The following is an 18,961-nucleotide window of genomic DNA, read 5'->3' on the forward strand; positions in this document are numbered from 1 at the left end:
CTATGTCTCAGCTCAGCACCCGCCATCTTCTTGGAATCAAAAACCTCACTGAAGAGGATGTTAATCTGATTCTGGATACGGCGGAAAACTTCAAAGAGGTTATCAATCGGCCGATCAAAAAAGTACCATCTCTTCGAGACATTACCATTGCCAATATCTTTTTTGAAAACTCAACCCGGACACGACTTTCTTTTGAGCTAGCCGAAAAAAGGCTTTCTGCCGATGTGGTCAATTTCTCTTCCAGTAACAGCTCCGTCAAAAAAGGAGAAACGCTGGTAGATACTGTCAACAATATTCTTTCCATGAAAGTGGACATGGTTGTGATGAGACATAGCAGCCCGGGTGCACCTCATTTTCTTTCGAAAAATATCAGTGCCAATATTGTCAATGCAGGGGACGGCACACACGAACATCCCACGCAAGCACTTTTGGATGCATTTTCGATGAGAGAAAAGCTAGGCGATCTTCAAGGAAAGAAAATCGCAATCATTGGAGATATCCTGCATTCTAGAGTAGCACTCTCGAATATCTTTTGTCTGCAAAAACTTGGAGCGGAGGTCATGGTCTGCGGACCGATTACGCTTTTGCCAAAGCATATTGAAAGCTTGGGAGTAAAAGTGGAGTTGGATGTTCGAAAAGCCTTAGCTTGGTGTGACGTAGCGAATGTGCTCCGGATTCAACTGGAAAGGCAGCAAATCAAGTATTTTCCAAGTCTTCGTGAATACTCCCTTTACTACGGGATCAATAAAAAGATGCTTCAGCAACTAGATAAAGAAATCGTGGTGATGCATCCAGGTCCGATTAATCGAGGAGTGGAGCTTTCTTCAGACGTAGCTGATTCTAAGCAAGCAATTATATTGCAGCAGGTAGAAAATGGGGTAGCCGTGCGAATGGCTGTTCTCTATCTTTTGGCAGGGGTCAGGAGCTAATTTTTAGCTTTTTCTCCAGCGGCCTCCACCGACATAGAATCCAAACGTAAATCCGAAATATTGATTGATCGCCTCACCAATCACTGCTCCTGAGGTGTCTTGAAGATTTGAAGGAGGAATAAAATTATATTCTGCTCCCATTCTGAATCTTCCAAGTTCGATACCTGCACGAAGCATTGGTGACCATTTGAAATTGGCTTCAAGATTTCCAACATCGGTATTATCAATTGCATCAGCATCGATTTCGACTGAACTCAGCGCATAGTAGCCAAATCCAGCCCCGATGTAAGGTGCAAAATTACTCCCTCCGTTATTGAAGTAATAATCCAAGGTGCCAGCTACAGATACATTGGCAGACACTTCCCCTTCATAATCCTGAGAAATATCGAAATACGTCACGTCTTTGGCGAGTCCGGCTATTCCAAGGCGAATACCAACATTGAGATTATCTCGTACATTGATTTTCGGTTCGATATTGACCAGTGCACCTATGCCTCCATCTTTTGGGATAGCAGGTCCTAAGTCCATTCCGATTCGGAATTTTCCGGCCTGTTGGGCAAAAGTCAAAGTGGAAAGTCCGATGAATAAGCAAAGTGTGAGTAATTTCTTCATATCGTTTCTATTTTGTCAGTCACAGGCAAAAAAGGTTCCAGAATTACTAAACTTCAATTAAAGTATCCTAGTTTTAGAATCAAATTGCATTTTTATGCTGGAAGTCCAAAATCTGATCAAAAAGTACGGTAAGCAAAACGCTGTCAATGACATCACTTTCGACCTTCAGGGAGGTGAAGTGGTAGGTTTGCTTGGTCCAAATGGTGCCGGGAAAAGTACCACCATGAAATGTATCGTAGGCTTGCTACGCAAAACATCTGGAGAAATCAGAATTGGTGGATACGATCACCTATCGATAGAGGCCAAACGCCTTTTCAGTTACATCCCGGAAACCCCTTATGTCTATGACTTGCTGACGGTTGAGGAGCATTTACAATTTGTAGCTCAAGCCTATGGCGTGCGAGACTGGAAGGCAAAAGGCCATGAATTATTGGAAACTTACGATCTGCAGGATAAAGCCAAAAAACTAGGAAAAGACCTTTCGAAAGGCATGCGGCAAAAAGTATCTATTTGCTGTGCGCTCTTACCGGATCCGCAGGTGTTGTTTTTTGATGAACCTATGATCGGTTTGGATCCAAAGGCTATCCGAAATACCAAACGGATTTTTCGAGAATTAAAAGAAGCTGGAAAGACTATTCTAGTCAGTACCCACTTGATTGATTCGGTAGAGACGATTGCAGATCGAATCATGATTTTGAAAAATGGGAATATTATTGGAAATGATACACTTGACAATTTGAAGCAGACCTTCGAACAAGGAGAGAGTGGAACACTGGAGGATATATTTTTAGAATTGACAAAGGATGAATGAGATCAAACTGCTGATTCGGAAGGATCTGCTGATCCTGAAAAATAATATCCTGCTAATCCTGCGAAATCCCCTTCGACTGATTCCTTATGCAGCGATCGTGGGTTATTTTTTCTTTATCTACACCATGCGGATGCGTGACCGTGCGGAAGATATGGAGAGCCAAATGCCGGAATTGGACGCAAATGGACTTCCGGAAGTGGATTTTGCTGTACAGAATATTATTGGCGGAGTGACGGTATTAGCTTTGGGTTTTCTCTTGTATCAGTTATTCCGTGCCACTAAAAGGAATGTTAGCTTTTTTACCATGGCAGACGTAAACCTGCTTTTTACAGGGCCTGTCAAACCTGAAAATATTTTGATCTACTACATGGGGAGGTCCATTTTGCCCTCCCTGGGTGGAAGTATCATTTTCTTAGTGTATGCCGGGAGTCAGATGGCTGGGACACTTGATTTCTCGCCGGATAATATCTTCTTCATTCTATTTGGCTTTGCCTTTTTCTTCTTCCTGCTATCTCCCATTCGTTTTTTGATCTATACGCTCCATACTAAATACGATATTCTAGAACCCATCAAGAATGGTGTCACTGGATTGGCGGTAATTTTAGGTGCAATGGTATTGATACCCGGTTTGATGGCAGAGAAGTTTTGGCAAGGAATGTTTAGCTGGATCGCTTCGCCTTGGTTTGATCTGTTTCCGATTGTCGGTTGGACTCGTGGAATGATGAGCTATGCCTTTCACCAAAACCTGATCTTGGCTTTGGCCTTTTTTGGCTTGTATGTTTTGACGTATTATTTGATTGTTCGCTTGGTTATTCAATTTGCCGGCTATTACTACGAGGACGTACTCGAAGTCACCAAGTCCAATGAAATCCAACGAGATAAGGTCAAGGGTAAAAAGGAGGCTTCTGAGGCAACAGGCAGCTTGAATACTAAAAAGCAGCTCGCACTTCCTGATTTCGGGGTAGGGGCCAAAGCATTTTACTGGAGGAATTATGTGCATGCCAGCCGACAGGACTTTCACCCTCTATTTGGGGTTTACAGCCTAGTCATGGCCGGCATCGGGATAGTCTTCGCAGTATTGTCACGTTTTGATTGGTTTTCGCATAAAGTCCTGAACGGATACATTTTAGTGCTTCTGGGCTTTTACTTTCTGGCGGGAATCGGCCGCACGAATATTGGAGATCTCAAAAAGCCCTATTTCTTTTTGATTCCAGCATCCTGGTCTGCTAAATTTTGGAATTTGATCAAGTTAGACCTGGTTCAAATCTTACTCTTTGCAGCCGTCATGATTGTTCCCTCCGTCCTGATAGCAGGCTTGCATTTGCTCATGATACCCATTTTCATTTTTGGGATCCTAGTTTCTTACATGATAGGGGTTTGTATTAATCTGATTCCTCAAATCTCTCTGGAGGAGGGCTGGGACCGAAAGCTTATCAAACCAGTCATGCTGATCGGGATCTTTCTTTTTGGGATTATTCCAGCTTTGATTTTTGGAATACTTGTTTTCGTACTGACCAAGCAGTTTGTCTGGATGATGCTCACGGTAGCAATTGGGATGAGTTTTGTTGCAGCTATTTTGATTCATGTGGCCTTGGATGTACTTACCCGCTTGGAGTTTAAGGAGGCTAATTAAACACCATAGGAATTAGGCCATTCTTTTTCGATTCCTTCTAATGGGGATGAAAAATCTCTTATTTTTGCCCCAACCCAAATAAAACGAAGACATGATTTATAATTCCATCATTGAAACCATCGGAAATACGCCGATGATCCGACTGAATCGCGTAGCCAAAGACATCAAAGGGGAGGTGCTGGTCAAAGTAGAGTACTTTAATCCAGGCAACTCGATGAAAGATCGAATGGCTATCAAAATGGTGGAGGATGCCGAGAAGGCAGGAATTTTAAAACCGGGAGGTACCATTATCGAGGGAACCTCAGGTAATACCGGTATGGGGCTTGCTTTGGCAGCTGTGGCGAAGGGTTACAAGTGCATTTTTACCATGGCTGATAAGCAGTCCAAAGAAAAGATTGATATCCTCAAGGCTGTGGGTGCAGAAGTGATCGTCTGCCCAACCAATGTTGCGCCTGAAGATCCAAGGTCTTACTACTCCGTTGCTCGGAAATTGAATGCAGATATCCCCAATTCTTTTTACCCCAATCAGTATGACAACATGTCCAACACGGCCGCTCACTATGAGACAACCGGGCCTGAGATTTGGAAGGATACCGATGGAAAGATTACCCATTATGCTGCAGGAGTCGGTACAGGTGGGTCCATGTGTGGTACGGCTACTTACTTGAAGGAGCAGAACCCAAATATTGTGACTGTGGGAATAGATACCTATGGTTCAGTTTTCAAAAAATACAAGGAAACCGGGGTCTTCGACGAAAAGGAGGTTTATCCTTATTTGACAGAAGGAATCGGAGAAGACATCCTTCCCAAAAATGTCAACTTCGACGTGATTGACCATTTTATCAAAGTGACTGATAAGGATGCTGCGGTCATGACCCGACGTCTCGCTCGTGAGGAAGGACTCTTTATCGGATGGTCTTGTGGTGCTGCCGTTCATGGTGCATTGGAGTGGGCGAGAGAAAATTTGAAAGAAGGCGATCAAATGGTGGTGATTTTACCAGATCATGGTACGCGTTATTTGGGCAAGGTTTACAATGACGATTGGATGCGGAATCATGGGTTTATGGAGGATAAAAGCTATGCTACGGCTAGGGATATTATCTCCAAGCGACCTTCAGATTATAGTTTGATCGCCGTGAAAAAATCAGATGCAGTAAGAGAGGCAATTGCACTGATGAATAAAACTAGTGTATCTCAAATCCCGGTTTTGGACGGAGGGGAAGTAGTAGGAAGTGTCACCGATACCAAATTGCTTTCCAAGATCATTGAGAATCCGGTTTTGAAGGACGCACATGTGTCCGATGTGATGGAAGATTCCATGACTTTCGTAGCTGGTGATAGCACGCTAGATGTACTTTCTTCCATGATCGAGAAGGAAAAAGCGGTTTTGGTACGAGATGCTAATGGAAATATTCATATTATTACCAAGCATGATATTTTAGAAGCCTTCACCAATTAATCTTCCATGATCAATCCGAATAAGCTGGAGCAGATGCTCCAAAGGCCTGTACATTTTGACATTGATAAGGCCTTAAGACGAGGCTGGGAGCTGTTTACCTCCAACCCAGGAATGTTTATAGCTTTTTTCTTGGTAATAATTGCAATTTCTGCGGGAGCTACTTGGTTTCTCGAAGATTTTGCTGGGATTATTTCCATCTTCGTCACTCCAGCTTTGACAGCAGGCTTTTATTTAGCTGCTAATCGGGTTAGTCGTGAGGAGCCACTCGAATTCAATCACTTCTTTGATGGCTTCAAGTTTTGGTTTCCGGTAATAGTGGTTAATCTGGTAGTCGGTATTTTGACTGTTTTGGGGATTATTGCACTGATTATTCCGGGGATCTATTTGGCAGTGGCTTATAGTTTTGCTATGCCATTTGTGTTATTTGCCGGCTTGGAGTTCTGGACCTCGATGGAATTTAGTAGGAAGCTGATCACCAAAATCTGGTGGCGTTTTTTCGCATTTCTATTACTCCTATTAGTGATTAATCTAGTAGGCTTGCTCTTTTTAGGGGTAGGTCTTTTGGTAACAGGTCCCGTTAGCTATTTAGCAATCTATGCCGCTTTTGAGGATTTGACAGGAGACTATTTAGTAGAAGATGAGGGAACTGTCAATCTTCCTCATGCGCCAGAAGCATAGCCTCAAGTCGGTTACGGCATTTGGCTGTGTAATCATCAACAGCAGTGGGTGAGGGATGGGATGGCTGTAAAGCTTCTGAGAAATAAATTCTGATTTTTCCTGGTCTTAGCAAAAGCGATCCCCGCTTCATTATCCGATCGGCTCCTATTACTGCCATGGGTAAAATTGGGATTTGACTTTCGATGGAAAGGCGAAAAGCTCCCTTGTGAAAAGGCAGCAGGGTTTCTGAGCTGTCATTTCGGGTTCCTTCCGGTGCTACGACCACAGATTTACCTTTGGAAAGGATTTCGACGAGTTTTTCCAGACTTATTCTTCGGGACTCGGTGGAGGTACGATCCACCCAAATGGCAAACCTACCCACAATCCAACCGAAAACCGGGATCTTCGAAAGCTCCATTTTACCAAGGGCTTTCAGCGTTTGAGGGATAGCCATGGGGATGACCGGCGCGTCCACAAAAGAACGGTGATTGAAAATGAAAATGTAGGGCTGTGTTCGATCAATGTATTCCAATCCTTCTACCTGATAGCGTATCCCGGAGAGGAAAGACCAGATTCCAGCCCACAGTCGGATAAAGAAAAAGGAAATTCGATCGCCACGTTCAGAAATCAAGGAAGGAATTACCATAAATAGCCCAAGCAAAATCATCAAGATGATGAAAATCAAGGCTGAGTAAATCGTATAAATCCATTGGAAGAACTTGATCATCCGAAATAATCGTTATTTTTGGGTTCGAAAATAATCCTTTAACTCTTTGCTTGCACAAGCCCCGATGCGTTTCGGGGCTTTTTCTTTTAAAGGACAATTTCCAAAGTTTTTTCAAAATGATGCTATCCCTTTAATTTTTTATAGGATTTTCTAGAAATCACAGAAAATCAGTACCTTTGCAGTCCGTTCGGGTGAGCGGGGTGCTTTGGAATAGTCTAACGCATTGATCTTCAAACAAAAAACCGCCACTTCATGATCCGAAAGTGGTTCGGAATTACAAGGATCAAACACTATTATGTCAAACAATTCAGATTTTAACTGGGAAAACTTCGAGACCAAAGGATTCGGAGAAGGGTACTCCAAAGAGCAGCGTGAGCAAATGGCCGCGATGTATGAGGGTACATTGAACGAGATCACTGAGAAAGAAGTGATCAAAGGAACTGTAGTAGGTGTGAACGATAAGGACGTGATCATCAATATTGGTTTCAAATCCGATGGCTTGGTTCCATTGAACGAATTCCGTGACTTGGAATCCATCAAGCCAGGTGACGAAGTAGAAGTATTCATCGAAGAGCAAGAGAATGCTTTGGGTCAGTTGATCCTTTCCCGTAAAAAAGCCAAAATCGTCAAGGCTTGGCAGGACATCGAGAGCGCGTTCGAAAATGACAGCGTGATCGAAGGACTTGTAAAGCGTAGAACCAAAGGTGGTTTGATCGTAGATATCTACGGTGTAGAAGCCTTCTTGCCAGGTTCTCAGATTGACGTGAAGCCTATCAGAGATTTCGATATCTATGTAGGTAAGAAAATGGAAGTGAAAGTGGTGAAAATCAACCACGCTAACGATAACGTAGTCGTTTCTCACAAAGTCTTGATCGAGAAAGATCTCGAGAAGCAAAAAGCAGAAATCCTCAACAACCTAGAGAAAGGTCAGGTATTGGAAGGTGTGATCAAGAACATGACCAACTTCGGTGTATTCATCGATTTGGGTGGTGTAGATGGTCTACTTCACATCACAGACATCTCTTGGGGACGTATCAATCATCCAGAGGAAGTATTGCAGCTTGACCAGAAAGTACAGATCGTTGTATTGGACTTCGATGATGACAAGAAGCGTATTTCACTAGGTATGAAGCAATTGACTGCTCATCCTTGGGATTCTTTGGCAGGCAGCCTAGAGGTTGGTTCCAAAGTACAAGGTAAGATCGTCAATGTAGCTGATTACGGTGCGTTCTTGGAGTTGGCTCCTGGAGTTGAAGGTTTGATCCACGTTTCTGAAATGAGCTGGTCTCAGCACTTGAGAAACCCAGCTGACTTCGTGAAAGTAGGAGACGAAATCGAAGCAGTTGTATTGACTTTGGACAAGGACGAAAGAAAGATGTCTTTGGGTATCAAGCAATTGACCGAAGATCCTTGGACTAAGGAAGATATGTCTACCAAATATGCGGTAGGTACCAAGCATAAAGGTGTGGTTCGTAACTTGACTAACTTCGGTCTTTTCCTAGAAATGGAAGAGGGTATCGACGGTTTGGTTCACGTATCTGACCTTTCTTGGACTAAGAAAATCAAGCACCCATCTGAGTTTGTTAAAGTAGGTGATGAGCTTGATGTAGCTGTATTGGAGCTTGACGTAGAAAACAGAAGATTGGCCTTGGGTCATAAGCAGCTTGAAGAGAATCCATGGGATACTTTCGAGAATGTATTCCCAATCGGTTCTGATCACAAGTGTACTGTTGTTTCTAAGAATGACAAAGGCGCAGTATTGGAGCTTCCTTACGGACTAGAAGGATTTGCTACTTCCAAAAACTTGGAGAAGGAAGACGGATCTCAAGTTGAGGTTGGTGAGTCTTTGGATTTCAAAGTGATGGAATTCTCTAAAGATGACAAGCGAATTGTTCTTTCTCACACAGCTACTTTCCGTGAAGATGTGAAGCCAGCTCCTGCTAAGAAGGCTCCTAAGAAGAAAGAAACTTCTTCCTCTGAGCCTGCTGAAAAGTCTACCCTAGGTGATTTGGATGCTTTGGCAGAGTTGAAAGAGAAAATGGAAGGCAAAAAATAAGAAGCTAGATTTTAGAATCTAGAAGAAATGTCTTCAAATAATTGAAAACGCCGGCTGAAAAGTCGGCGTTTTTTTTGGTTCGAAATCTTCCTGATCCCTAGCTTTGAATACGACTTGTTTGATGGTTGCAAATGGTGTAGCCATCAGGAGATTGCCTTAGCGTGAGGAGGCGATTGGCTTTACCTTCGGTAGGAAGGCCTACCGTGGGCAGGCAGGTTCTAACCGCTGTACAAGCTTTAAGTCATTGGAATAAGTCAAAAAGAAAAAGCACCCTTTTCAGGATGCTTTTTTGTTGAGGTCGCGAGCGGATTCGAACCGCTGTACAAGGTTTTGCAGACCTCTGCCTAGCCACTCGGCCACGCGACCAATCGAATTTTACTGAAAACAATTTGCAGTAATGAAATAGTTTCAGAGCTTTTAACTCTCGAAAGCAAATCGTAATCGGTGGGCAAAGGTAGTTATATTTGGCTTGTAAGCCAAAATCGATCTTCGAATTTTCACGACTTTTTTTGATGCCTATAAAGAAGGTTTATTCAATTTGAATACAGGATTTATAGCAGATATAATAGGTGAAATTTGGTAGGTGTAAATTGTATTTATTTATAAAGATTCTAAATTAAAACCTTTAGGAATTAACTGCGATAAGTAATTGTAAATCAATTGACTATATTCATAAATGATCGAGTTTGAGCTTGATTGTTTAAATATTGTCCGTATTTGAAAAATAAACCCCGGATACTACCTTTGCAGGGGTTATTGAAGACCGAATAAACTATTTAATTAGCTATAATATGTTATCCAAACGCTCGTTAGTAGGAGTTCCATTGAAATTCCACACACTGGCATTGCTGTTTTTCCTGTTCTTGGGCGGACAGGTTTTCGCCGCAGATCCGGCAGTAAGCGACAGTGAGGAAGCCATCTCGGCAGGTAAGTCAGTTTTTAACGCAAACTGTAAGACTTGTCATAAATTGGATCAAAAGGCTGTTGGGCCTGCCTTGAGAGGTATCACCGACAGAAGATCCATCGAGTGGGCCAAAAGTTTCATCAAGAACTCTCAGGCAGTAATCGCCTCAGGTGATGAGTATGCCAACAATCTCTATGCAGAGTACAACAATTTGATGATGCCACAGCATGAGTTTTTGTCTGATGCAGATCTAGACAATCTCTTGGCATATATCGAATATGGAGACAAAGTTGATCCTGCTGCTGAAGCTGCAGCTGCCGCTGCCGCGGGTGGTGAAGCTGGTGCTGGAGGAGGAGGAATCCCTACTCAATACCTCACCATTATCATTGTGGTGTTGGTCATTGTTCTATTCCTTATCCTCGTTGTTTTGGGATTGATTATTTCTATCCTGACCAAATATGTCAATAAGCAGGATCTCGACGAGACAGATAAAGAGTTTGTATCTCAGAAGTTTGAGTTTGGAAAAGTATTTAAGAGCGATGCTTTCATCATCATTGTAACTGCTTTGGTGGTGGCATTAGTTGCAAAAACAGCAATTGATGGTCTCTACACAGTAGGTGTGCAGCAGGGTTATGCGCCTACACAGCCTATCGCTTATTCCCATGCTTTGCATGCGGGTACCCTTGAGATCGAATGTCAATATTGTCATACTGGAGTGGAAATTGGTAAATCCGCTAACATTCCATCTGCCAACATTTGTATGAACTGTCACATGCACGTGCAGAACGTACAGGGCCAAGATGGTATTTCTCCAGAGATCCAAAAGATCTACGACGCAATCGATAACAATCAGCCGATTGAATGGGTGAGAATTCACAATCTCCCTGATTTGGCTTACTTCAATCACTCTCAGCACGTGAAGGTGGGAGGAATTGAGTGTCAAACTTGTCACGGTCCTATCCAAGAAATGGAAGTTGTCTATCAGTACTCATCTCTGACCATGGGATGGTGTATCGACTGCCACCGTCAGACCGAAATCAATGCGCAAGGAAACGAGTACTACGACAAATTGGTACAGCTTCACTCTGATTCTAAAGATGCCTTGAAAGTTAAGGACATCGGAGGTTTGGAATGTGCTAAGTGTCATTACTAAAAAAATCTGAAATCTATTCCTAGATCATAAAATGAAGGAAACTAAGAAAACATACTGGAAAGGACTGGAGCAGCTCAGCAACGATCCGGAGTTTGTTAAGAATGCAGACAGGGAGTTCCCAGAGCTTCCATCCATGATTTCCGAAGACGGAAACGCATCCAGGAGAGACTTTCTGAAAATGATGGGCTTTAGCTTGGCAGCTGCTTCTTTGGCAGCCTGTGAGGCTCCTGTACGAAAGGCGATCCCTTACGTCAACAAGCCTGTTGATATCAACCCATCCATCCCTAACTACTACGCATCTACTTTCGCTTCCGGTGGAGATTATGCATCGATCGTAGTGAAAACCCGAGAGGGTCGACCAATCAAGATCGACGGTAATAAGCTTTCTCCTATTAATAATGGAAAAGTAAATGCCATCGTAGAGGCTTCTGTTCTTTCGCTATACGATAAAGAGCGTTTGACTGGACCGTATTTGGCTGGTGAGAAGACAGATTGGGCAAGTTTGGATGCAGAGGTGAAATCAAAAGTTTCTTCCGCAGGAAATGTAAAGATCGTTTCCAACACGGTACTTTCTCCTTCTACTTTGAAAGCATTGGATCTTTTCTCTGAATCAGTAGGTGGTGCAGAGGTCATCATGTATGATCCGCTTTCAAATTATGGAATTGCCAAGGCTTCAGAATCTATGTACGGCCAAGCGGTAGTTCCATCTTATTCATTTGACAAAGCAAAGACTATCGTCTCTTTCGGAGCTGACTTCCTAGGAACTTGGATATCTCCGATCGAATTTGCTGGTCAGTATGCTAAGACTCGTAAAATCAGCAAAGAGCGTCCTGAGATGTCTCGACATTACCAGTTTGAGTCCAATTTGTCTCTAACAGGTGCGAATGCAGACTATCGTTCACCAATCAAAGCTTCCCAAAGCGGATTGGCTGTTTTGGCGCTTTATAATATTCTTGCTCGAAAGGCAGGTGCTACCACAGTTTCTGCTCCGGCAGTTGAAGTAGCCAATTTAGAAAAAGCAGCCAATGACCTCTGGGCTTCTAAAGGTGCTTCTTTGGTCGTTTCAGGTTCTAACGATCCTAACGTTCAAACTGTCATTCATGCAATCAATGAATTGCTAGGAAATAATGGAACTACAGTAGATTTTTCTACTCCAGTTCACTTTAGAAAAGGAGATGATGCGAAAATGAATCAGTTCATCACTGACCTCAATGCAGGTCGAGTTGGAGCTGTCATTTTCCATAACTGTAATCCTGTTTATGATCATCCAAGAGGTGCAGAACTAGCTGAAGGCATTTCTAAAGCTCGTTTCTCTTTGGCTACAAATATGACCATGGACGAAACAGCTTCTTTGGTAGGAGCGCTTGCTCCAGATCATCACTTCCTAGAAGCATGGAACGATTTCGAGCCAAAGCCAGGTCATTATTCACTTTCTCAACCAACCATTTCTCCGCTGTTTGATACACGTCAGGCGCAGGAGTCACTTTTGGTTTGGGCAGGAGAAACTACGAACTATTACGATTTCTTGAGAAATAACTGGGAAACCGGTCTCTACACGCAAGTAGCGACTTTGGATTCCTTCCAGACTTTCTGGGATAAATCACTTTACAACGGTGTATTGGCACTAGAGCGTGAGGGAATTCCTTTCTCTCCGATTGGCGATGTTACTGAAGCAGCTACTGCTGTGGCTAGAACTTACAGCGCTGATAATTCTGGTGCAGAACTGATTGTATATCCAAAAGTAGCTATCGGAAACGGTACCTTTGCCAATAACCCTTGGCTTCAGGAAACTCCGGACCCGATCACCAAGGCTACTTGGGACAATTATTTGACAGTATCTCAAAAATGGGCATCCGATAACGGAGTAACCATGATTGAAGAAAATACTCGTAAGGCTTCTGTAACTATCAACGGTAAAAAAATCACTGTTCCTATTTTGATCCAACCGGGTCAGGCTGAAGGAACCTTCGGTTTAGCTCTTGGATACGGAAGAACCAAAGCAGGTAGAGTTGCAAATGGAGTGGGTGTAAATGCCTACGAATTGCTTGATGCGTCTGCTGGCTTTGTGAACTTTGATATTACTTCTGGAGTGACTGTAGAGGTTACCGGTGATTCTTATAAGATTGCAAGAACGCAGACACATCAGACTTTCATGGCACGTGAAAACGTGATTCAGGAAGCTACGCTTTCAGAATACAAGCAAGATGCTTCTGCAGGTCGATACAAGCCGGAAATCTACAAGGAAGGTGAATTCATCAAGCCTTCTAAGATCTCCTTGTGGAAAGGGCATCAATATTCTCAGCATCACTGGGGATTGGCCATTGACATGAACTCCTGTATCGGGTGCTCGGCTTGTTCCGTAGCCTGTCAGGTAGAAAACAACGTCGCTGTAGTAGGTAAAGAAGAGGTTTTGAATCGTCGTGAGATGGCTTGGATCCGTATCGATAGATATTACTCTTCTGATGCTGCAGCAGATGATTTGTCAGGTTTGGAAAAAGCTTCTGAAAACCCAGAAGTTACCTTCCAGCCGATGATGTGTCAGCAGTGTAACAATGCACCTTGCGAGACTGTATGTCCAGTAGCTGCGACCACTCACTCTTCTGAAGGTTTGAACCAAATGACTTACAACCGTTGTATCGGTACGCGTTACTGTGCTAACAACTGTCCTTACAAGGTTCGTCGATTCAACTGGTTCAAGTACCATGACAATACTCAATTCGCTGGAGTCAATGTGGCTCAAAACGATGATTTGGGTAAGATGGTATTGAATCCTGACGTGACTGTACGAGTTCGAGGCGTGATGGAGAAGTGCTCCATGTGCGTGCAGCGAATTCAAGCAGGTAAGCTTGAGGCTAAGCGTGAGAAGCGTAAAGTAAAAGACGGAGATATCAACGTGGCTTGTGCTACGGCATGTCCAACCGATGCATTGGTATTCGGAGATATGAATGATCCGGAAAGCCGTGTATCTAAGCTCTTGAAGATTGAGGAAAACTCAACTTCTGCTCTGAAGGAAGTCAATGAAGAGCGGGCTTACCACGTATTGGAAGAGATCAACGTGAGTCCAAACGTTTGGTACTTTACCAAAATCAGAAATAAAGACAAAAACGAAGCGTAATCATAATTTTATAAACTATGCAGGTTACTTCATCCGTACGAGAGCCTTTAGTTACCGGCGGGAAAAGCTATCATGACGTCACCCATGATGTGTCACGTCAAGTAGAAGGAAAGCCGTCACTATCTTGGTTCCTTGCCTTTTTGACAGCAGCTGGTGTATTGGGACTTGGTTCCATCGCATTAATTGCTACCCTTTGGGAAGGAATTGGAATGTGGGGACTCAACAAGACCATCGGTTGGGCTTGGGACATCACCAACTTCGTGTGGTGGGTTGGTATCGGTCACGCCGGTACATTGATCTCAGCCGTACTTTTGCTATTCAGACAAAAGTGGAGAACATCCATTAACCGAGCTGCTGAAGCGATGACTATCTTCGCTGTAATCTGCGCGGCGATGTTCCCGGTTATTCACATGGGTCGTCCTTGGTTAGGAGCTTATTGGGCACTTCCACTTCCCAACACCTTTGGTTCGCTTTGGGTTAACTTCAACTCACCGCTCCTTTGGGACGTATTTGCGATTTCGACTTATTTCTCCGTATCGCTTGTTTTCTGGTACATCGGTTTGATCCCAGATTTTGCAACGATTCGTGACCGAGCTACTGGCTTGAGAAAAACTATCTACGGAGCCTTGTCCTTTGGATGGGATGGAGCAGCAAAAACTTGGATGCGTTATGAATCCGTTTCCTTGATTTTGGCAGGTTTGGCTACACCGCTTGTACTTTCTGTACACACGATTGTATCCTTTGACTTTGCTACTTCAGTGATTCCAGGATGGCACACGACGATCTTCCCTCCATACTTTGTGGCAGGTGCGATCTTCTCCGGATTTGCGATGGTATTGACCCTGATGATTATCACCAGAAAAGTATTTAAACTGGAAGATTACATCACCATGGGCCATATCGAATTGATGAATATCGTGATCATCATCACCGGTTCGATTGTAGGTATCGCTTACATTACCGAATTCTTCATCGCTTGGTATTCAGGAGTGGCAGCAGAACAATATGCATTTATCAACCGTGCAACAGGACCTTATTGGTGGGCTTACTGGTCTATGATGACTTGTAATGTGATTTCACCACAGTTGTTCTGGTTCAAGAAAATCCGTACTTCTATCGTGGCAACCTTTATTCTATCTCTTGTGGTGAATATCGGGATGTGGTTTGAGCGATTTGTAATTATCGTGACTTCCTTGCACAGAGATTACTTACCTTCTTCTTGGGCGATGTTCTACCCAACTTGGGCTGACATTGGTGTTTACCTATTTACCTTCGGACTGTTTTTCACCTTGTTCTTCTTGTTCGCTAAGTTTTTCCCTGTGATCAACATGGCTGAAGTAAAGTCTGTATTGAAATCATCATCCGAAAAAGCTGCTAAATAATATGGAAAGAGATACTCATTTTGTATTGGGCGTATATGAAGACGAAGACGTTCTTCTTGACGCAGTAAAACAAGTAAGATCCAGTGGTGTGAAAATCCATGAGGTGTATTCCCCTTATCCTGTTCACGGCCTGGAGCATGTACTTGGTTATAAGAGAAGTAGACTTCCTATTGCAGCCTTCCTTTTTGGAATGCTGGGTACTTCCCTTGCTTTGACGATGCAGTTTTACATGATGAAATTTGACTGGCCAATGATCATTGGTGGAAAGGATTACGCAGCCTTCCCGGATTTCATTCCAGTTTCCTTTGAGATGACTGTATTGCTTGCTGCTTTTGGTATGGTAGGAGTTTTCATGGTGAGTTCTAATTTGAAGCCTTGGGCACAGCCACGAATCTTCGATGTAAGAATCACCGATGATAAGCACGTAATGGCAATTGACATTGCAAACAATAGCGCTATGGATCAGGAAAAAATCAAAGAGATTTTGAAGTCTTCCGGTGCTACTGAAGTGAATAATAAAAGTTTTGACGAGTAATTCCCGATAAAATGACGATAAAGAACACACTAGGAATCTTGGGAATGGCAGTTGTAGGAGCTGTGTTTGCTGGCTGTAGTGCCGGTGAAGACAATCCTGGATTGGAATATGCTCCACAGATGTACCATTCTGTAGCCTACGAACCACTTACTCAGATTAAGGATGAAAGTCAAGGCTCTTGGCTTTCCAATCGAGAAGATGGTAAAGGGGAGTTTTTCAACAGTAACGTACACAATCCCAATGGGATGAACATGCGCGAGCCTGTCGAAGGTACAGTGCCTCGAAATAAATATGATATGCTTCCGTACAGATTGAAGGCATTTGAATTGGAGGAAGCTGCTCTTATTGAAAATCCTTTGACTGTGGATGATGCAATTGTAAAAGAGGGAGAAACTCTTTACATCCAATACTGCTCATCTTGTCACGGAAAAGGAGGAGAAGGTGATGGAAAAGTAGGTGAAATCATCGGTGGTGTTGCTAACCTTAAAGGTGGAGCGTATATCAATTTGCCAGAAGGTCACATTTTCCATGTAATCACAAAAGGAAAAGGACGAATGGGAGCTCATGGTTCTCAGATCACTCCAGAAAATCGCTGGAAGATCGTTTCCTATGTTAAACAAGTAATTCAGAAGCAATAATCATGGCTCACGAAGTTCAAAATTTCAACCTTGATCAAAAATTTGATTTCACCCCAGGAATCAAAAAATCCATCATGACAGTCCTTTTGATAGGGGCTGCCTTGTTGGTTGTGGGAATTGTATTAGCTATGATGGGTGGTGGTCATGCAGAAGAAGGTGCTGAGGCTGGAGGACATGCATTCCACTGGTATCAGCGCTTGTATGCTAATATTTGGATCAACAATGTCTATTTCACAGGTATTGCCATTGTAGGTGTATTCTTCTTTGCTATTCAATATGCTGCTCAAGCAGGTTGGTCAGCACCAATCACCCGAGTGATGTTAGCGTTTGGAAACTGGTTACCAATCGCTGCAGTTTTGATGATCGTGACTTTCTTCGTAGCTGGTCATGATTTGTTCCACTGGTGGCATGCCGAATTATTTGATAAGAGTTCTCCTGAGTACGATAAAATCATCGATGGAAAAGGCGCATTCTTCTATTGGCCTATGGAAAAGGGTACTTTCCCTATTTTCTATATCGTCAGAATGGTTGTGTTCTTTGGATTCTGGGTTTTCTTCTTCTCAAAATTCAAAAAAATTGCAGCTGCTGAAGATCAATTAGGAGGAACATCACATTGGTTTAAGATGAGAAGCTGGTCAGCTTACTTTTTAGTATTCTTTGCAGTTTCCTCTTCTATTTCAGCCTGGGACTGGGTGATGTCAATTGACACGCACTGGTTCTCTACGCTATTTGGATGGTACGTATTCTCTTCTTGGTTTGTAGCAGGTCTTTCTGCGATCACACTTGCAGTGATCTTCTTGAAAGGTAAAGGCTATCTTGAAATGGTGAATGAAAACCATGTTCATGACCTTGGAAAGTTTGTATTTGGCTTCTCTATCTTCTGGACTTACCTGTGGTTTTCACAGTTCCTTTTGATCTATTATGCCAATATACCTGAAGAAACAGTTTATTTTGTTGAGAGACTTACTTCTGACGTGTATGGAGGGTTCATTTTCGTAAACATAGCGATGAACTTTGTCCTGCCGTTCTTAGTTTTAATGACAAGAGATGCAAAAAGACATGGAGTATTCTTAAAACTCGTTTGTACGCTTCTAATCGTAGGTCACTGGGTGGATTTCTTCTTGATGGTTCAGCCAGGTACCCTAGGTCATAATGGAGGTGTAGGATTGATGGAAGTAGGAATGTTCCTTGTTTATGGCTCAGCGGTGGCGTTGGTTGTGCTTGGAGGCTTAGCTAAAGGAAATCTAATCCCTAAGAATCACCCGATGCTTGAAGAAAGCTATCAACATCACATTTAAATCAAACCCGAAAAAGTAAAAATATGTACGGATTTCTAATTGCAGTAGGGGTTGTTCTCCTTTTATCAATTGTTTGGATGGTATACCGAATCCAGACATTGGTATCTGTTGTAAAAGGTTCTGACAAGAAAATCGCATCCGGAAGTAATAAGGTTAATGCCTTCTTGTTCCTGGTGTTTTTGGTGGCTGTTGGAGGATTAATGTTCTGGTATTCAATCAAGGAGTTTGATAACTACCAGTTACCAATTGCTTCAGAGCATGGAGTAGTTACAGATCGTTTGTTCTGGATCACGATGGCAGTGACAGGAGTGATCTTCATCATCACTCACATTTTGCTTTTCATTTTCCCTTACAAGTATCAATACAGAGAAGATCGTAAAGCATCCTTCTATCCAGAAAACAACAAGCTTGAGGTAATTTGGACTACAGTTCCTGCCTTGGTTTTGACTGTACTGGTTATTACTGGTTGGATGGCATGGTCTGATATTACAGCTCCTGCTCCTGAGAATGCTCACGTAGTCGAATTGATGGGTTATCAGTTCGCTTGGGATATTCGTTATCCTGGTCAAGATAAAGTATTGGGAGATAATGATTATCGATTGACTTCTGCAATCAATCCTATGGGAATCGATTTCACAGATCAAAAGTCTGTTGATGATTTTCCTTCTCCAAAAGTAGTAATTCCAAAAGGCGAACCGGTATTATTCAAAATTCGTGCACGTGATGTATTGCACTCTGTTTTTGCTCCGCATATGAGATTGAAAATGGATGCAGTACCAGGGATGCCTACTCGATTCTGGTTTGTACCAAATAAAACTACTGCTGAAATGCGGGCAGAGTTGAAGAATCCGGATTTCAATTTTGAGATTGCATGTACGGAGATTTGCGGTAGAGGTCACAATGCAATGCGAAGAGTGATCGAGGTGGTCGAGCCTGCTGAATATCAGAAATGGCTGACTGAGCAGAAGACTTTCCTTCAAATGAATCCTGCCTTGGCTGAAGGGATAGAAGTAGAAGTAAAAGAAGTGGCAGAAATTCAATAAGAAAACAAC

15 protein-coding genes and 1 tRNA gene are annotated in these 18,961 nt (G+C 42.9%); 13 read left to right on the forward strand and 3 right to left on the reverse strand.

What is annotated here, in order from left to right:
• Nucleotides 1-2 precede the first annotated feature (2 nt).
• Nucleotides 3-929: an aspartate carbamoyltransferase catalytic subunit gene (locus CDH51_RS15120; RefSeq protein WP_024283475.1), complete on the forward strand. Its 927-nt coding sequence runs from the start codon at nucleotides 3-5 to the stop codon at nucleotides 927-929.
• Nucleotides 930-932: 3 nt separating this feature from the next.
• On the opposite strand, the gene CDH51_RS15125 is transcribed toward CDH51_RS15120, so the two are convergent.
• Nucleotides 933-1,541, reverse strand: coding sequence for an outer membrane beta-barrel protein (locus CDH51_RS15125; protein ID WP_100629307.1), 609 nt, complete (start codon nucleotides 1,539-1,541; stop codon nucleotides 933-935).
• A 94-nt stretch (nucleotides 1,542-1,635) separates the two neighbouring features.
• Here CDH51_RS15125 and CDH51_RS15130 point away from each other — a divergent pair, with 94 nt between their 5' ends.
• The 4 genes from CDH51_RS15130 to CDH51_RS15145 all read left to right on the forward strand — a co-directional run bounded on the left by CDH51_RS15130 (nucleotide 1,636) and on the right by CDH51_RS15145 (nucleotide 6,122).
• A complete protein-coding gene (locus CDH51_RS15130) occupies nucleotides 1,636-2,352 on the forward strand; it encodes an ABC transporter ATP-binding protein (protein ID WP_100629308.1) in 717 nt (238 codons plus the stop codon).
• Complete coding sequence (locus tag CDH51_RS15135) at nucleotides 2,345-3,985, forward strand: putative ABC exporter domain-containing protein (RefSeq protein ID WP_100629309.1); 1,641 nt, start codon at nucleotides 2,345-2,347, stop codon at nucleotides 3,983-3,985. The genes CDH51_RS15130 and CDH51_RS15135 overlap by 8 nt, the downstream gene beginning before the upstream one ends.
• Nucleotides 3,986-4,076: 91 nt before the next feature.
• Nucleotides 4,077-5,444, forward strand: coding sequence for a pyridoxal-phosphate dependent enzyme (locus CDH51_RS15140; RefSeq protein ID WP_100629310.1), 1,368 nt, complete (start codon nucleotides 4,077-4,079; stop codon nucleotides 5,442-5,444).
• Between the two features lie 6 nt (nucleotides 5,445-5,450).
• Nucleotides 5,451-6,122, forward strand: coding sequence for a hypothetical protein (locus CDH51_RS15145; RefSeq protein WP_100629311.1), 672 nt, complete (start codon nucleotides 5,451-5,453; stop codon nucleotides 6,120-6,122).
• Here CDH51_RS15145 and CDH51_RS15150 read toward each other — a convergent pair.
• A complete protein-coding gene (locus tag CDH51_RS15150; protein ID WP_317045953.1) occupies nucleotides 6,094-6,828 on the reverse strand; it encodes a lysophospholipid acyltransferase family protein in 735 nt (244 codons plus the stop codon). The genes CDH51_RS15145 and CDH51_RS15150 overlap by 29 nt on opposite strands.
• A 295-nt stretch (nucleotides 6,829-7,123) precedes the next feature.
• On the opposite strand from CDH51_RS15150, the gene rpsA reads away from it, so the two are divergent.
• Entirely contained in the window at nucleotides 7,124-8,884 is a 1,761-nt protein-coding gene (rpsA, locus tag CDH51_RS15155; RefSeq protein ID WP_100629312.1) for a 30S ribosomal protein S1, read from the forward strand.
• 295 nt (nucleotides 8,885-9,179) lie between these two features.
• On the opposite strand, the gene CDH51_RS15160 is transcribed toward rpsA, so the two are convergent.
• Nucleotides 9,180-9,250: transfer RNA gene (locus CDH51_RS15160), tRNA-Cys, on the reverse strand.
• A 425-nt stretch (nucleotides 9,251-9,675) separates the two neighbouring features.
• On the opposite strand from CDH51_RS15160, the gene CDH51_RS15165 reads away from it, so the two are divergent.
• From CDH51_RS15165 to CDH51_RS15195, 7 genes are read left to right on the forward strand one after another with little or no spacing between them, the layout of a single operon-like run.
• A complete protein-coding gene (locus CDH51_RS15165; protein WP_100629313.1) occupies nucleotides 9,676-10,941 on the forward strand; it encodes a c-type cytochrome in 1,266 nt (421 codons plus the stop codon).
• A 31-nt stretch (nucleotides 10,942-10,972) separates the two neighbouring features.
• On the forward strand, nucleotides 10,973-14,056 hold the full coding sequence (locus CDH51_RS15170) for a TAT-variant-translocated molybdopterin oxidoreductase (RefSeq protein WP_100629314.1): 3,084 nt from the start codon (nucleotides 10,973-10,975) through the stop codon (nucleotides 14,054-14,056).
• Between the two features lie 17 nt (nucleotides 14,057-14,073).
• Nucleotides 14,074-15,438, forward strand: a complete 1,365-nt coding sequence (gene nrfD / locus CDH51_RS15175) for an NrfD/PsrC family molybdoenzyme membrane anchor subunit (protein ID WP_024283465.1) — start codon at nucleotides 14,074-14,076, stop codon at nucleotides 15,436-15,438.
• 1 nt (nucleotide 15,439) lies between these two features.
• Complete coding sequence (locus tag CDH51_RS15180; RefSeq protein ID WP_026947002.1) at nucleotides 15,440-15,973, forward strand: DUF3341 domain-containing protein; 534 nt, start codon at nucleotides 15,440-15,442, stop codon at nucleotides 15,971-15,973.
• Nucleotides 15,974-15,984: 11 nt separating this feature from the next.
• The gene (locus CDH51_RS15185; RefSeq protein WP_100629315.1) at nucleotides 15,985-16,611 is read left to right on the forward strand and encodes a c-type cytochrome; all 627 of its coding nucleotides are present in this window, start codon (nucleotides 15,985-15,987) and stop codon (nucleotides 16,609-16,611) included.
• Nucleotides 16,612-16,613: 2 nt separating this feature from the next.
• Nucleotides 16,614-17,909 carry a quinol:cytochrome C oxidoreductase gene (locus tag CDH51_RS15190; protein WP_100629316.1) on the forward strand — a complete coding sequence of 432 codons (1,296 nt, stop codon included), beginning with the start codon at nucleotides 16,614-16,616 and terminating at the stop codon, nucleotides 17,907-17,909.
• A 23-nt stretch (nucleotides 17,910-17,932) separates the two neighbouring features.
• On the forward strand, nucleotides 17,933-18,952 hold the full coding sequence (locus CDH51_RS15195) for a cytochrome c oxidase subunit II (protein ID WP_100629317.1): 1,020 nt from the start codon (nucleotides 17,933-17,935) through the stop codon (nucleotides 18,950-18,952).
• Nucleotides 18,953-18,961: the final 9 nt, after the last annotated feature.

The organism is Algoriphagus formosus (genome assembly GCF_002807035.1).
GTDB classification, from domain to species: Bacteria; Bacteroidota; Bacteroidia; order Cytophagales; family Cyclobacteriaceae; genus Algoriphagus; species Algoriphagus formosus.

Coding starts and splice junctions, on each gene's coding strand:
- CDH51_RS15165 (WP_100629313.1), top strand. CDS start 9,676: ATGTTATCCAAACGCTCGTTAGTAGGAGTTCCATTGAAATTCCACACA.
- CDH51_RS15145 (WP_100629311.1), top strand. CDS start 5,451: ATGATCAATCCGAATAAGCTGGAGCAGATGCTCCAAAGGCCTGTACAT.
- CDH51_RS15190 (WP_100629316.1), top strand. CDS start 16,614: ATGGCTCACGAAGTTCAAAATTTCAACCTTGATCAAAAATTTGATTTC.
- CDH51_RS15150 (WP_317045953.1), bottom strand. CDS start 6,828: ATGATCAAGTTCTTCCAATGGATTTATACGATTTACTCAGCCTTGATT.
- CDH51_RS15130 (WP_100629308.1), top strand. CDS start 1,636: ATGCTGGAAGTCCAAAATCTGATCAAAAAGTACGGTAAGCAAAACGCT.
- CDH51_RS15185 (WP_100629315.1), top strand. CDS start 15,985: ATGACGATAAAGAACACACTAGGAATCTTGGGAATGGCAGTTGTAGGA.
- CDH51_RS15120 (WP_024283475.1), top strand. CDS start 3: ATGTCTCAGCTCAGCACCCGCCATCTTCTTGGAATCAAAAACCTCACT.
- CDH51_RS15125 (WP_100629307.1), bottom strand. CDS start 1,541: ATGAAGAAATTACTCACACTTTGCTTATTCATCGGACTTTCCACTTTG.
- nrfD (WP_024283465.1), top strand. CDS start 14,074: ATGCAGGTTACTTCATCCGTACGAGAGCCTTTAGTTACCGGCGGGAAA.
- rpsA (WP_100629312.1), top strand. CDS start 7,124: ATGTCAAACAATTCAGATTTTAACTGGGAAAACTTCGAGACCAAAGGA.
- CDH51_RS15140 (WP_100629310.1), top strand. CDS start 4,077: ATGATTTATAATTCCATCATTGAAACCATCGGAAATACGCCGATGATC.
- CDH51_RS15170 (WP_100629314.1), top strand. CDS start 10,973: ATGAAGGAAACTAAGAAAACATACTGGAAAGGACTGGAGCAGCTCAGC.
- CDH51_RS15195 (WP_100629317.1), top strand. CDS start 17,933: ATGTACGGATTTCTAATTGCAGTAGGGGTTGTTCTCCTTTTATCAATT.
- CDH51_RS15135 (WP_100629309.1), top strand. CDS start 2,345: ATGAATGAGATCAAACTGCTGATTCGGAAGGATCTGCTGATCCTGAAA.
- CDH51_RS15180 (WP_026947002.1), top strand. CDS start 15,440: ATGGAAAGAGATACTCATTTTGTATTGGGCGTATATGAAGACGAAGAC.